The sequence below is a fragment of the Alistipes finegoldii DSM 17242 genome (genome assembly GCF_000265365.1).
In the GTDB taxonomy this organism is placed as follows: domain Bacteria; phylum Bacteroidota; class Bacteroidia; order Bacteroidales; family Rikenellaceae; genus Alistipes; species Alistipes finegoldii.
Genome location: NC_018011.1, coordinates 3,229,816 through 3,242,431 on the forward strand (window position 1 = coordinate 3,229,816; position 12,616 = coordinate 3,242,431).

The 12,616-nt window shown below is 60.4% G+C and carries 11 protein-coding genes; 2 read left to right on the plus strand and 9 right to left on the minus strand.

Features of this window, described 5'->3' with window-relative positions; genetic code table 11:
- Nucleotides 1-6 precede the first annotated feature (6 nt).
- Genes radA through ALFI_RS13980 form a run of 6 tightly spaced genes read right to left on the minus strand, consistent with a single transcriptional unit; the run spans nucleotide 7 to nucleotide 6,097 of the window.
- The gene (gene radA / locus ALFI_RS13955) at nucleotides 7-1,374 is read right to left on the minus strand and encodes a DNA repair protein RadA (protein WP_009596568.1); all 1,368 of its coding nucleotides are present in this window, start codon (nucleotides 1,372-1,374) and stop codon (nucleotides 7-9) included.
- Between the two features lie 10 nt (nucleotides 1,375-1,384).
- On the minus strand, nucleotides 1,385-2,098 hold the full coding sequence (locus tag ALFI_RS17525) for a hypothetical protein (RefSeq protein WP_014776285.1): 714 nt from the start codon (nucleotides 2,096-2,098) through the stop codon (nucleotides 1,385-1,387).
- Nucleotides 2,099-2,111: 13 nt separating this feature from the next.
- Nucleotides 2,112-2,735 carry a lactate utilization protein gene (locus ALFI_RS13965; protein ID WP_009596599.1) on the minus strand — a complete coding sequence of 208 codons (624 nt, stop codon included), beginning with the start codon at nucleotides 2,733-2,735 and terminating at the stop codon, nucleotides 2,112-2,114.
- Nucleotide 2,736: 1 nt separating this feature from the next.
- Nucleotides 2,737-4,053: an RIP metalloprotease RseP gene (gene rseP, locus ALFI_RS13970; RefSeq protein ID WP_009596564.1), complete on the minus strand. Its 1,317-nt coding sequence runs from the start codon at nucleotides 4,051-4,053 to the stop codon at nucleotides 2,737-2,739.
- Between the two features lie 13 nt (nucleotides 4,054-4,066).
- Nucleotides 4,067-5,218 (minus strand): 1-deoxy-D-xylulose-5-phosphate reductoisomerase, encoded by a 1,152-nt coding sequence (gene dxr / locus ALFI_RS13975; RefSeq protein WP_014776287.1) that lies wholly within the window; start codon nucleotides 5,216-5,218, stop codon nucleotides 4,067-4,069.
- Between the two features lie 6 nt (nucleotides 5,219-5,224).
- Nucleotides 5,225-6,097: a murein hydrolase activator EnvC family protein gene (locus ALFI_RS13980; protein ID WP_009596604.1), complete on the minus strand. Its 873-nt coding sequence runs from the start codon at nucleotides 6,095-6,097 to the stop codon at nucleotides 5,225-5,227.
- Nucleotides 6,098-6,216: 119 nt separating this feature from the next.
- Between ALFI_RS13980 and ALFI_RS13985 the strand changes: the two genes are divergently transcribed.
- Entirely contained in the window at nucleotides 6,217-7,128 is a 912-nt protein-coding gene (locus ALFI_RS13985) for a nucleotidyltransferase family protein (RefSeq protein WP_009596562.1), read from the plus strand.
- A gap of 350 nt (nucleotides 7,129-7,478) precedes the next feature.
- Here the strand turns inward: ALFI_RS13985 and ALFI_RS13990 are convergent, their stop codons facing one another.
- Genes ALFI_RS13990 through ALFI_RS14000 form a run of 3 tightly spaced genes read right to left on the minus strand, consistent with a single transcriptional unit; the run spans nucleotide 7,479 to nucleotide 11,135 of the window.
- Nucleotides 7,479-7,868, minus strand: a complete 390-nt coding sequence (locus tag ALFI_RS13990; RefSeq protein ID WP_009596573.1) for a hypothetical protein — start codon at nucleotides 7,866-7,868, stop codon at nucleotides 7,479-7,481.
- A 1-nt stretch (nucleotide 7,869) separates the two neighbouring features.
- Complete coding sequence (locus tag ALFI_RS13995; RefSeq protein ID WP_014776289.1) at nucleotides 7,870-10,329, minus strand: GumC family protein; 2,460 nt, start codon at nucleotides 10,327-10,329, stop codon at nucleotides 7,870-7,872.
- A gap of 8 nt (nucleotides 10,330-10,337) precedes the next feature.
- On the minus strand, nucleotides 10,338-11,135 hold the full coding sequence (locus ALFI_RS14000) for a polysaccharide biosynthesis/export family protein (RefSeq protein ID WP_014776290.1): 798 nt from the start codon (nucleotides 11,133-11,135) through the stop codon (nucleotides 10,338-10,340).
- A 174-nt stretch (nucleotides 11,136-11,309) separates the two neighbouring features.
- On the opposite strand from ALFI_RS14000, the gene ALFI_RS14005 reads away from it, so the two are divergent.
- Nucleotides 11,310-12,593 (plus strand): alpha-amylase family glycosyl hydrolase, encoded by a 1,284-nt coding sequence (locus ALFI_RS14005; RefSeq protein ID WP_014776291.1) that lies wholly within the window; start codon nucleotides 11,310-11,312, stop codon nucleotides 12,591-12,593.
- Nucleotides 12,594-12,616 lie beyond the last annotated feature (23 nt).

Below are 12,616 nucleotides of genomic sequence, written 5' to 3' on the forward strand. Positions count from 1 at the left end.
CAAAATCTATTCCACAAAGAGCGCGCGGGGCAGCTGATCGATGCTGTTTATCGTGACTATTTCGATTCCTTTGGGACGTTTGCCGCCCTTGCCGAGGTAGCCGGAGACGATGATGCGTTTGAAACCCAGCCGTGCCGCCTCGCTGATGCGCTGTTCGGTCCGGGGTGCGGGGCGCACCTCGCCCGAAAGCCCGATCTCTCCCGCGCAGCAGACGCCCTCGGCCACGGGGCGGTCATAGTAGGAGGAGATCACCGCCGCCACGACCGCGAGGTCCAGCCCCGGATCGGCGACCTTGAATCCTCCGGCGAAGTTCAGGAAGACGTCTTTCTGAAACATCTTCATTCCCACGCGCTTCTCCAGCACGGCCAGCAGCATGTTCATGCGCTTGGTGTCGTAGCCCGTGGTCGTACGCTGCGGCGTGCCGTACGCCGCGCCGCTCACCAGCGCCTGCACCTCGATCAGGTAGGGGCGCACGCCATCGGCCGAAGCGCCTACCGCGATGCCGCTCAGCGGCTCCTCGTAGTGCGTGAGCAGAATCTCCGACGGGTTGTCCACGCCGCGCAGTCCGTTGTCGAGCATCTCGAAAACCCCGATTTCGAACGTCGCGCCGAAACGGTTCTTGATGCCGCGTAGGATGCGGTATATGTTGTTGCTGTCGCCCTCGAACTGCAGCACCACGTCCACGATATGTTCCAGAATTTTGGGTCCGGCGATGGTTCCGTCCTTGGTGATGTGGCCGATGATGAAGATCGACGTGCCGGTCGATTTGGCGTATTTGAGCAGCGTCGCCGCGCATTCGCGTATCTGCGACACGCTTCCCGCCGACGAGTCCAGCAGGTCGGTGTAGATGGTCTGTATCGAGTCGATCACCACCAGATCGGGCCGGTGTTCGCCGATCTGGTTGACGATGTTTTCGAGCAGCGTTTCGGGATAGATCAGACATTCGTCGTTGCCGATGCCGATGCGTCCCGCGCGCATCTTGATCTGCTCGGCCGACTCCTCGCCCGAAACATAGAGCGTCTTGAGTCCGTTCGCCGCCAGCGCGAGCTGCAGCGAAAGGGTCGATTTGCCGATTCCCGGCTCTCCGCCCAGCAGAATCAGCGACCCCGGCACCATGCCGCCGCCCAATACGCGGTTCACCTCGCTGTTGCCGAGGTCCATGCGGCGGTGTTCGCTCTCGCGGATGTCGCGTACGCGCTGGGGCTTGGCTGCGGGCAGGGAGCCTGCGACATTGGCCGGCACCGAGCCGCTTTCGCGGGCGACGATCTCCTCGGTGAAGGTGTTCCATTCGCCGCACGAGGGACAGCGGCCCAGCCATTTGGGAGCTTCGAATCCGCAGTTTTTGCAGAAGTATGCCTTTTTGACTTTTGCCATCGCGTGTCGGTTAATAGGGGTGCGACGTGTATTCCTTCCGGATCACCTGCGTGATGCCCGCATCGGGATAGAGCTGTTTGTACTCCTCGGTCAGATCGACGCTGAACAGCGTTTTGCGTAGGTCGTCGGTGTCCGTATAGCCCGAAACCTTGCAGGTGTAGGCCTGTTCTCCGAACGTGAAGTGCAGCTCCTCCGGTTTGTCCGGCTCTTTTATGAATGTGCCCGTGACGGTTTCGGCGTCGGCCGCAGGCCGGACGACGAGCGGACCGCCGTTGTGGTGCGTAAAGTCGAGCCGGTAGCTGCCGCCCGCCTGCACGGGAGCCTTGGCCAGCGCGTCGTTCCGGATCTCCTCCAGCAACGGATTCTCCGGCTCTTCCGGATTCTCCGGCTTTTCCGTCTGCGAAGTTCCTGCGTCCGGATTCTCCGGATCGGGATTTTCCGGATCGGGATTTTCCGGATCGGGATTTTCCGGATCGGGATTTTCCGGATCGGGATTTTCCGGATCGGGATTTTCCGGATCGGGATTTTCCGGATCGGGATTTTCGGGGTCGGGATTCTCCGGATCAGGGTTTTCAGGATCCGGCTTTTCCGGTTCGCTCAGGCTTACGGATATCTCGATCCGGGCGACGGGGTAGGAGGTCGTGTAGAAGACGTCCGAATCGTCGCCGCAGGCCGTGAGTGCGGCTGCGAGAAGCAGCGCTGTCAGTATTTTCAGTTTTCCCATAGTCCGTATATCGCTAAAGTCCCAAATCTTGGTCGATCAGCACCACCAGCACGCGCTTGTCCGGCCAGCAGCGCAGCATCTCCATGCGGGTGTTGCATACCCGGTCGGGCGAATTGCAGTCCGAACATACGCCGGTCTTGGCGCAGGGCGTGCGGAATCCGGGGTGGCGCGCTATGTTTTGCGGCGCCGCGATCGTGCGGATGCGCTCTTCGGCCTCGTCCCGGTTTGCGACGATCTTGTTGCGTCCCGCCACGATAATCACCTTGCGAGGCCCGAACGCCACGGGAGCGATGCGGTTTCCCACCTTGTCGAGCCAGTGGAGCGTGCCTTCTGCCGTCACGGCGTTCACGCCCGTGATGAAGAGGTCAGACATCAGCGCCTGCCTGCGTATTTCGAGCCGCTGCGGGTACGTCATCGCGGGGTCGAATCCGTCCAGCAGCCTGTACCTTCCGTCGCCGCGCAGCCATTCGATGACGCCCGTGGCGCGCATGCTCATCGAATCTCCGAACGATACCGTTTCCGGCCGTTCGGTCTCGACGGCGGCCTTTATTACGGCGAAAGCTTCGTCCGTGTCCCGGACCGTCTCAACCTCGAAATGGTGCCGCCGCAAGGCATCTGCGCAATTTGTTATTTTCATCTTATTTTATGAAAAACCGGTATATGTCGTTGCCGTTGGCGTACAGCAGCAGAAGCAGGATGATAAACAGCCCCACGTACTGCGCGCCCTCCAGTATCTTGTCGCTCACCTTGCGGCCCGTAATCATCTCCCAGAACGTGAAGATGGCGTGCCCGCCGTCGAGTCCCGGTATCGGCAGAATGTTCATCACGGCGAGGATGATCGACAGAAACGCCGTCTTCATCCAGAAATCCTCCCAGTTCCAGTCTCCGGGGAAGATGCTGCCGATGGCGATGAAGCCGCCCAACTCCTCGTACATCTTGGTCTTGGGCTGTACGATCATCTTCAGTTGTTCCCAGTAGGACGACATCACCTTGCCCGCCTTGCTGATTCCTGCCGGAATCGCCTGCCAGAAGGTGTATTTCTGCGTCCGGAGCTTGTAGGGATTGAGCGCCGTCACGCCCAGTCTTCCCTCGTCCGACACCGGAACGACCAGCTCCAGCAGCATGTCGCCTTCGCGTTTGACGGTCAGCGTCACATCCTCTCCCGCATGGGCCTTCAGGTACTCCCTGTAAGCGGGGTATTCCAGCCCCTGTGCATCGTTTATCGCCACGATCTCGTCGCCGCGCCTGAGCGCCGACGCCGTTTCGTACACCGCGCTGTCGATCAGGAACGGCATGCGGAGCGCCAGCAAGTCTTCGTAACCTTTGTTCTGGCGCATTTCGATCAGCTCGCCCAGCGGCAGTGTCAGCTCGACCTGCCGGCCCTCGCGTTCCACCACCACGCGGCGTTCGCCTTCGGTGATAATCAGCGCATTGACGATCTTGTTCACGTTGTCCACCGCCTCGCCGTCGATCGAAACGATCCTGTCGCCGTCTTGGAATCCGAGCTTGCGGCCCGCTTCGTTGAAGGTGTATCCCCAGCGCGCATCTTCGTTCGAGAAGTAGTTGTCACCCCACGTGTAGCAGATTCCGATGTAGATGAAGATGGCCAGCAGAACGTTCATCACCACGCCGGCTATCATCACCAGAAAACGCTGCCATGCGGGTTTGGTGCGGAATTCGTCGGGCTTGGGGGGCAGTTTCATCTGCTCCTTGTCCATCGACTCGTCGATCATGCCGGCGATCTTGCAGTATCCGCCCAGTGGCAGCCAGCCCAGCCCGTATTCGGTGTCGCCGCGCTTGAACTTGAAGAGCGAAAACCACGGGTCGAAGAAGATATAGAACTTGTCGACGCGGATTTTGAAGACCCGCGCCATGAGGAAGTGTCCCAGTTCGTGAATGCCCACCAGAATGGTGAAGCAGAGGAAAAATTGAATGATCTTGATGATAATATCCATGTCCGTGTTTTGGTTACAAGGCTAAAAATTCCGCGGCCAGCCGGCGTGCTTCGCCGTCCGCCGCCGCATAGTCCGCGAGGGTGGGGGCCGCAGCGAACGATGCGCGATTGAGCGCATGTTCGATGGCGCGCACGATGTCGAGCCATGCGCACCTGCCGCCGAGGAACGCCGCGACGGCCACTTCGTTGGCGCCGTTCATCGTGCAGGCCGCCGTGCCGCGCCGCCGCAGACAGTCGTAGGCGATGTCCAGCGCCGGGTATTTCACCCGGTCCACCTCGGCGAATGTCAGCTGCGGATGCTTCAGGAAGTCGAACCGCTCGCCGGGACGGTTCGCCCGTCGGGGGTACATCAGCGCGAGGCTGATCGGCATGCGCATGTCGGGCGTTCCGAGCTGGGCCTTGATCGCCCCGTCCTCGAATTCGACCATCGAATGGATGATCGACTGCGGATGCAGCACCACCGAGATTTTCTCGGCCGGCGTGCCGAACAGCCAGTGGGCTTCGATCACCTCGAAACCCTTGTTGACCAGCGTCGAGGAGTCGATCGTGATCTTCGCGCCCATCTCCCACTGGGGATGGCGCAGCGCCTGCTCGGCCGTCACTCCGGCCAGCTCTTCGCGCTTCAGGTCACGCAGCGCGCCGCCGCTGCAGGTGATTATCAGCCGCCGCACGGGGGACTGTTCGCCCGCCAGACACTGGAAAATCGCCGAGTGCTCCGAGTCGATCGGCAGGATCGGCGCACGCTTTTCGGCCGCCAGCCGCATCACGTATTCGCCGCCCACGACGAGCGATTCCTTGTTCGCCAGCGCGAGTTTCTTGCCCGCTCCGAGCGCGGCCACCGTGGGCGCCAGCCCCGCGTAGCCGACCAGCGCATTGACTGCTACGTCGGTGTCGCCGCCCGCCGCGACCTGCGCCACGGCCTCCTCTCCGGCGTAAACCTTGACGTCGGTGTCCTCCAGCGCGTCGCGCAGCCGGGTGTAATATCGTTTGTCGGCGATGACCGCCGTGTCTGCGTCGAATTCCCGCGCCTGCGCCGCCAGCCGCTGCCAGTTGCTGTTGGCCGTCAGCACGCGCACTTCGAAAAAATCGGGGTTCTCGCGTACGATGTCGAGCGTCTGCACGCCGATCGAACCGGTCGAACCCAGTATTGCCAATCGTTGTTTCATGCGGATCTATTGGAAGACGATATATCCTTCGGGATCGACGGGCTTGCCGTTGTTCCAGAGTTCGAATTCGAAGAGTCTCACCTCGCCCTGCTCGGCTTCGGCGTTGTAGCCGATCAGCTCGCCCGCGCGGATGGTCTGCCCTTTGGTCACCAGCGACTGCGAGAGTCCCTTGTAGACCGACAGCAGATTCCCGGCGTGCTGCAGTTCGACCATGTAGCCCGTTTCGGGGGTCCAGAGGCTCAGCACCACCGTGCCGTTGTCCACGGCCGCTATGCGGTCGCTGGCCGCCGCCGCAATACGTATGCCGAAGTTGCCGTTGCGGATGTCGAACCGGTCGGTGATGATGCCTTCGACGGGCGTCGCCAGCTCGATCGCTTCACGCACCGAGCGCCGCGAGCCGCCGCTGCGGCCCGTGACGGCGTACTCGCCGTCGCCCTCCATCTGCGCCCTGAGCACCGAATCTTCGGGCGAGGGCATCACCAGCACCTTCGTGGCCCGCGTGCTGTCCGAATTGGCGAGCACCCGCGCCACGGGCGTCTTGCCCTCCATGATCAGGGCTATGTTCTGGTTGTAGGTGAGCATGTCGTTCATCATGCGCTCCATCGAGTCCAGCCGGATGATGTTCTGTACCAGACTTTCGCGCGAGCGGTCGGCTTCGGTGCGGTAGCCCGGCAGGAATTCCAGTACGGGGCTGTACGCCACCAGCGTGAGGATGAGGATAAAGAGCAGCAGTGCGAATGAAACGAATGCTGCGAAGATGCTGGCCGGCGAGAGGTGCATGTGCCACTCTTCGCTGTTGTCCGTAGCGTTGAGCATGTTGAAGCGGCGTTTGCGGAAAAAGCTGCGCTGCCATGCCCGTATGTTCTTTAAAAATTTCATCAAACCATTGCAATTATCCATGCAAAGATAACCAATTTCATAGAAAACCTTTGCGGAACGCGGTGAATTTTTTAACTTTGTAATCGTTTTGATTTTAACGCCAAAAACAGATAAAAAGTATGGTAAAACCTACATTACTGGTCCTCGCCGCAGGCATGGGTTCGCGCTACGGCTCGCTCAAGCAGATGGACGGGGTCGGCCCCAATAACGAGGCCATTATCGATTATTCGGTTTACGACGCGATCCGCGCCGGTTTCGGCAAGGTCGTATTCGTCATTCGCCACTCCTTCGAGAAGGAGTTCCGCGAGGTCTTTTCGGCCGAGCGTTTCGGCGGCCGCATCGCCGTCGAGTTCGTCTTTCAGGAGTTGGACTATCTGCCCGAAGGCGCTTCGGTTCCCGAAGGCCGCGTCAAGCCGTGGGGCACGAACCATGCCGTGATGATGGCTGCCGACGCCGTGCACGAGCCGTTCGCCGTCATCAACGCCGACGACTTCTACGGCGCCGAAGCCTACCAGACCATCGGCGACTACCTTTCGCAGCTCGGTGACAGCAAAAACCGCTACTGCATGGTCGCTTACGATCTGAACCGGACCCTTTCGGACAACGGCACCGTATCGCGCGGCGTCTGCGGCGTGGATGCCGACGGCAACCTGACGTCGATGGTCGAGCGTACGCAGATCGAGCGCATGCCCGACGGCCGAATCCTCTTCCACGACGGCGGCGCCGACGAAGAGCTTGCCGAGGATACCCCCGTTTCGATGAACCTCTTCGGCTTCACGCCCGACTTCTTCGCCTATTCGAAGGAGTATTTCAAGACGTGGCTCGCCGAGAACCGCGAGAACCTCAAATCGGAGTTCTACATCCCGACGATGGTCAACAAACTCATCGGCGAGGGCGCGGCGTCCCTGCGCGTGCTCCGTTCGGCGGCCCAGTGGCACGGCGTCACCTACAAGGAGGACAAACCCGCGCTGATGGCCTCGATCGAGAAGATGATCGCCGAGGGCAAATACCCCCGCAATCTCTGGGCTTAGTTCCCGGCGTTATAATAAGGGGCGGCCCGAAAGCCGCCCCTTATCTTTTGTCCCGCATTGTCCTATTGTTTTCCGACGTCTTTTCGGCTGCCTGTCCCTGTTGTCTTTGTCCGCGGTTGTCTTGCCGTTTTTTCTGCCGCTTTCCGTCTGCCGCTTCTCGTCTGCTGTTTCTTTCGCAGCTGTTATCCCGCCGCCTTTTCCGGCGCCATTCCGTCCGGGCAGGACCTTCCGTACCTTTCATCCGTTCCGCAAAATAAAAAAACAGGACTCCGAAAAGTCCTGTTTTTATCTTTGGTTAACAACTGTTGGGAACCTGTTGCGCAGCCGTCGAACAACCTGCGGCCGGCCGGTCAGTCCAGAAATCCCTCCCGTACCAGCTGCTCCCGGATCTTGGTCCAGTCCGCCACCGGCCGTTTCACGCCGTCCACGAACCGGATCGGACAGCCCAAGTTGCTGTCGTCGATATAGAGGTCCGCATGAATCTTCGGCGACGAAGTCCAGCGCTGCTGCGACGGGTTTTCGTTGATGGCGTAGAGCGGGATTTCCCGGTCCCTGAACCACTTGACTGCCTTGTCGAGCAGTGCGCCCGAACGCATCGTGTAGAGTATCAGCCGGCATCCGTTGTCGGTGAGTTCTTTGAGTACGGCAACCGCGCCTGCATCGTCCCCGATTTCGGGGTAGGCGTGCGTTACCACCGTGCCGTCGAAATCCACGGCGATCAATGCATTGTGTATAGCCATATTATTTCTTTACTTTACGTGCGAGTTTGCTGAAGAAAAGTTTGATCCGCTTGCGGTAGCTTACCTCCTGATGGTCGTCGCCATAGCCGTATCCGTAACCGTATCCATACCCGTAACCATAGCCGTATCCGTACCCGTAGCCATGGCGGCGTGTGCGTGTGCCGTTGAGCACGATGCACATGTTATGGAACTTCTTCTCGCGGTAGAGCCGTTCGATGTCGGGCAGCTGACGGCGGTCGAGCACGCCTTCGCGCACGATATAGATACAGAGGTCGGCCAGACGGTCCGTAATCACCGCATCGGCTACCGACATGGCCGGTGTGCTGTCAATGAATACGAAGTCGTAACGCTCCTTCAGCTGCTCTACCAGCTTGTCGAGCCGGTTCGAGAGCAGCATCTCGGTGGGGTTGGGCGGCTGTATGCCGGCGCAGATCACGTCGAGGTTCTCGTGGAAGCCCATGTTCGTCACCAGCTGGTCGATGTCGGTGATCGTTCCGGCCAGATAACCGGACATGCCGTTCTTGCTGTTGCTGCGTCCCAAGTGCGTCGTGAGCGCGTGAAGGCGCAGGTCGAGGTCTATCAGCACGACCCGTTTGCCCGCCATGGCCAGCGTCATTGCCAGATTCATCGCCACGAACGTCTTGCCCGCATGGGGGGCCGACGAGGTGAAGAGCACGCACTTGATCTCCTTGCCCGACGAGACGTTCATGAACGTCATGTTCGAGCGCAGGATGCGGAACGCCTCCGACAGCGCGTCGCGTCCGGTTTCCCGGACCACCACGCCGCCCTTGTTGTCCCCTTCGAGGAAGGGTATGTCGCCGAGGAACGGTGCGCTGAGGTTCTCCTCCACGTCCTTGCGGCCGCGGATGGTCGTGTCGAGCATGCCGATCAGGTAGAGTATGCCGAACGGAATGGCCAGACCTGCCAGCAGGCTGATGCCGAGGATGATCGTCGAGCGGGGCGATACGGGGCGCGCGCTTCCGTACGCCATGTCGATCGTGCGCGAGTTGCTCTCGGCCACGGCGTAGTTGAGCTGCGTCTCCTCCTGCTTGTTGAGCAGGTAGAGGAACAGCTCCTCCTTGATTTTCTGCTGACGCATGATGTCGAGCATGACCTTCTCCTGCGAAGGCATGGTCGAGATGCGGCGGTTGACCTGCGCCTCCTCCTTGCGCATGGTTTCGAGCTGTATCTCCAGCGTCGAAATGTGCGAGTTGAGCGAGGCGATGATCGAGCGGCGCACGGCGGCCAGCCCGTTGTCTAGGTCCTGAATGACCGGACTGCGCTCCGAGCTGTTTTCCAGCAGCTTCTCGCGGCGCAGGATGGCCTCGTTGTATTCCGATATCTGCGCGACGATGCCGTTGTTGGTCATCGAGGCCACCATCGGGATCAGGTCGCCCGCATGCGACGGGTCGTTGAGGTATTCGCGGATGAAGTCGGCGACGCTTATCTGATTCTCGATCGTCAGGCTTTCGGCCTTGTAGCGCGTGCTCTCGGTGATGGTGCGGGTCGCCTCCGAGGTGATGTCGATCATCTTGTTGCTCTTCTTGATGTCCTCGATGTCGCGGTCCACGTCTCCCAGCTCGCGGCCGATTACCTGCATGCGCTCCTTGATGAAGTCGGCCGTCACCACCGACAGCTGGCGCTTGTCGGCGATGGCGTCTTCCTCATAGACGGCGATCAGCGTGTTGATCACGTCCTCGGCGCGGCGCGGCACCGAATTGTTCATCGAGATCGTCACGATCGACGCCTGCTTGTTGGCCACGTCGCTCTTCACCGCGGCGCGGTAGGCGTTGGTCGTCGCCGCGAGCGAATTCTTGATTACGGTGATGGGTTTTTTCAGATAGGTCGAGTCCATGAACAGGGTCTTGTGCACGACCACCTGCCCGACGGGCGTGGCGACCGTATCGCCGTATTCGGCCAGAATGACCCGCTTGGTCTCCTGCCGCGTCACGAACTTGTCCTCGAAGTCCGTCAGCTCGATCTTGCCGTTTCTGAGCGGGGTGACCTCCAGCGAAAGCTTCTGCTTGGAGTTGTCGTTGATGAAATCGACTTCGATCGGCGAACGGCCGTACAGGTCCGCCGTGCGCAGCCCTTCCCGCACCGAGTAGTTGACTGTCAGGTGGAGGCGCTTGACCACCTCCGACATCAGCCGGTGCGACTGGAGGATGTAGACCTCGTTGTCTACGTTGCGGCGGTTCTGGAATCCCACCAGATCGCTGAACGCGCCCAGATCCGTGTCGCCGCCCTTGCGGCTGTCCTTCACGAGGATGGTCGCCGTCCGGCTGTATATTTTCGGGGTGCTTGCCAGATAGTAATAGGCCGTTCCCAGACAGATGATCGCCGAGAGCGCGAACCAGTACCAGTTGGCCAGAACCATCTGAATCAGGTCGTGGAGCGTGATGCCGTTCGTGTTTTCGGACTCTTCGTTCAGCAGATGCGGATTGATGTTCTGTTCTGTCATGGCCGGTCTTATTTGGTCAGGGTTATGATGAGCGTCGCCACGGAAATAGCCGTACCCACGAGCGAAAGGTAGAAGTTTCGGTTCTGGCTGATTTCACCGGCCTGCGCCTTGTATTTGTTGGGCTTGACGTAGATCACGTCGTTCTGCTGGATGTAGAACGCGGGGGAGTTGAACAGCTCCTTCGACGTGAGGTCGAGGTACTCGATGGTGCGCACTCCGTCCACTTCGCGGGCCACGGCCACGTCGGTGCGGATACCGTAGATCGTCAGGTCGCCGGCCATGGCCAGCGCGTCGAAGATCGAGAGTTTGTCGCGCGTGACGTCGTAGTGTCCCGGACGTGCCACCTCGCCGATTACCGAAATCTTCATGTCCGCGAACTGCACGTTTACCGTCGGGTCGTTGATATACCCGCCCTCGACGATCTTGTCGGCTATGGCCTGCGCCAGTTCGCTCCGGGTTTTGCCCTTGCACTCGATCTTTCCGATCACGGGCATTTCGAGCTGTCCGTTTTCATCCACCGTGCGGATTTGCAGCGACTGGTTGGTGGCGCTTCCGTAATTGGTCGCTCCGGTCAGGGAGCTCAGCGACGACGACGAGTTGAACGGCACGGCCAGTTCGGGGTCCTTGCTGTTGACGACGATCGTCAGCCTGTCGAGGGGCTTGATGCGTATCTGGCCGTTTTCTGCGATCTGTTCGGGCGTGAACGGCTGGGCATCCTGCAGGTACCATGCACGCTTTTGCGAGGCGCATGACGTGACGAGTAGAGCCGTCAGTACGACCGGCATAAGGAGACGTAAATGTTTCATATTTGATTAAGGCGTTTTTATAATCGTGCGCAAAGGTAAGAATTTTCCATGAAATAAATGCGCCCTGAGTCAGCTATTTCCGTCGAATTATGCCTGTTTTTGATCGGGGCGGAGCGTTTGTCCGGAAAAAAACGTACATTTGACACCCCGAAAACCGACCTTTTTATTTAAGCTATGGAAATGTTACATCCCGAATGGAGTTATCAGGCCGTGCTCTATGAAATGAACGTGCGCCAGCTGACGGCCGAAGGCACGCTGCGCGCCGCGGCCGCGAAACTGGGCTTCCTGCGCGACATGGGCATCGACGCCGTGTGGCTGATGCCCGTCTATCCGATCGGCGTCGAGGGGCGCAAAGGCTCGCTCGGCTCCTATTATTCGGTCCGCGACTATTGTGCGGTCGATCCCTGTCTGGGCACGATGGAGGATTTCGACGCCTTCGTCGTCGAAGCGCACCGGCTGGGTATGAAGGTGCTGCTGGACTGGATCGCCAACCATACGGCGCGCGACGCCCGCTGGGTGACCGAGAAGCCCGCTTCGTGGTACGAGCGCGACGCTTCGGGAGCGCCCGCCGTGCCTTGGGACTGGACCGATACGGCCAAACTCAACTATGCCGAACGCGAAGTGTGGCGCGCGCAGGGCGACGCCATGGAATTCTGGGTCCGCGAACACGGCGTGGACGGCTTCCGCTGCGACATGGCGATGCTGGTTCCGATCGAATTCTGGAACGAGACGGCGCAACGCCTGCGGCGGGTGAAGCCCGATCTGTTCATGCTGGCCGAAGCCGAGGAGACCTACCTTTTCGACGGGGGAGCCTTCGACGCCTGCTATGCGTGGGAGATGCACCACCTGATGAACGACGTGGCGCAGCAAAGGGTCCGCGTCACGTCGCTGCGCGACTACATCTATGCCGACCGCCGGCGCTATCCCCGTTCGGCCATGCGGCTGGCCTTCACCTCCAACCACGACGAGAATTCGTGGAACGGCTCGGAGTTCGCCCGCATGGGCGCCGCCCGCGAGATCATGGCTGTCTTCACCTTCGTCGTGCCGCGCGGCCTGCCGCTGATCTACACCGGTCAGGAGATCGGCTACGACCATTCGTTCGCCTTCTTCGACCGCGACCCGCTTCCCGCCTACGGCTCCAATCCCTTTTCGGAGTTCTACCGCCGTCTGACGGCGCTGCGGCACGCCAATCCGGCGCTCGCATCGGGCGAACGGGGCGGCGAGATGATCGAGATACGCAACAACGCCGAGGACTGCCTGATGATTGCGGTCCGCGAGGCGGAGGGCAACTGCGTCGTCGCGGTCATGAACCTCTCGCCCTATGCGATCCATGCCGATTACTATACGGGCATCTACGCCGGCATGTACACCGACGCCATGACGGGCCGCCCCGGCGAACTCCGCGGCCACGTCGAGGAGGATATGGCGCCGTGGAGCTACCGCATCCTGACCCGCTGACGCCTCTGTGCCGCCGAAAAAAG

Excerpts from the sequence above, each read along its gene's own strand:
- ALFI_RS17525 (WP_014776285.1), bottom strand. The coding sequence starts at position 2,098 with ATGGGAAAACTGAAAATACTGACAGCGCTGCTTCTCGCAGCCGCACTC.
- ALFI_RS13995 (WP_014776289.1), bottom strand. The coding sequence starts at position 10,329 with ATGACAGAACAGAACATCAATCCGCATCTGCTGAACGAAGAGTCCGAA.
- radA (WP_009596568.1), bottom strand. The coding sequence starts at position 1,374 with ATGGCAAAAGTCAAAAAGGCATACTTCTGCAAAAACTGCGGATTCGAA.
- ALFI_RS14005 (WP_014776291.1), top strand. The coding sequence starts at position 11,310 with ATGGAAATGTTACATCCCGAATGGAGTTATCAGGCCGTGCTCTATGAA.
- ALFI_RS14000 (WP_014776290.1), bottom strand. The coding sequence starts at position 11,135 with ATGAAACATTTACGTCTCCTTATGCCGGTCGTACTGACGGCTCTACTC.
- ALFI_RS13990 (WP_009596573.1), bottom strand. The coding sequence starts at position 7,868 with ATGGCTATACACAATGCATTGATCGCCGTGGATTTCGACGGCACGGTG.
- ALFI_RS13985 (WP_009596562.1), top strand. The coding sequence starts at position 6,217 with ATGGTAAAACCTACATTACTGGTCCTCGCCGCAGGCATGGGTTCGCGC.
- rseP (WP_009596564.1), bottom strand. The coding sequence starts at position 4,053 with ATGGATATTATCATCAAGATCATTCAATTTTTCCTCTGCTTCACCATT.
- ALFI_RS13980 (WP_009596604.1), bottom strand. The coding sequence starts at position 6,097 with ATGAAATTTTTAAAGAACATACGGGCATGGCAGCGCAGCTTTTTCCGC.
- dxr (WP_014776287.1), bottom strand. The coding sequence starts at position 5,218 with ATGAAACAACGATTGGCAATACTGGGTTCGACCGGTTCGATCGGCGTG.
- ALFI_RS13965 (WP_009596599.1), bottom strand. The coding sequence starts at position 2,735 with ATGAAAATAACAAATTGCGCAGATGCCTTGCGGCGGCACCATTTCGAG.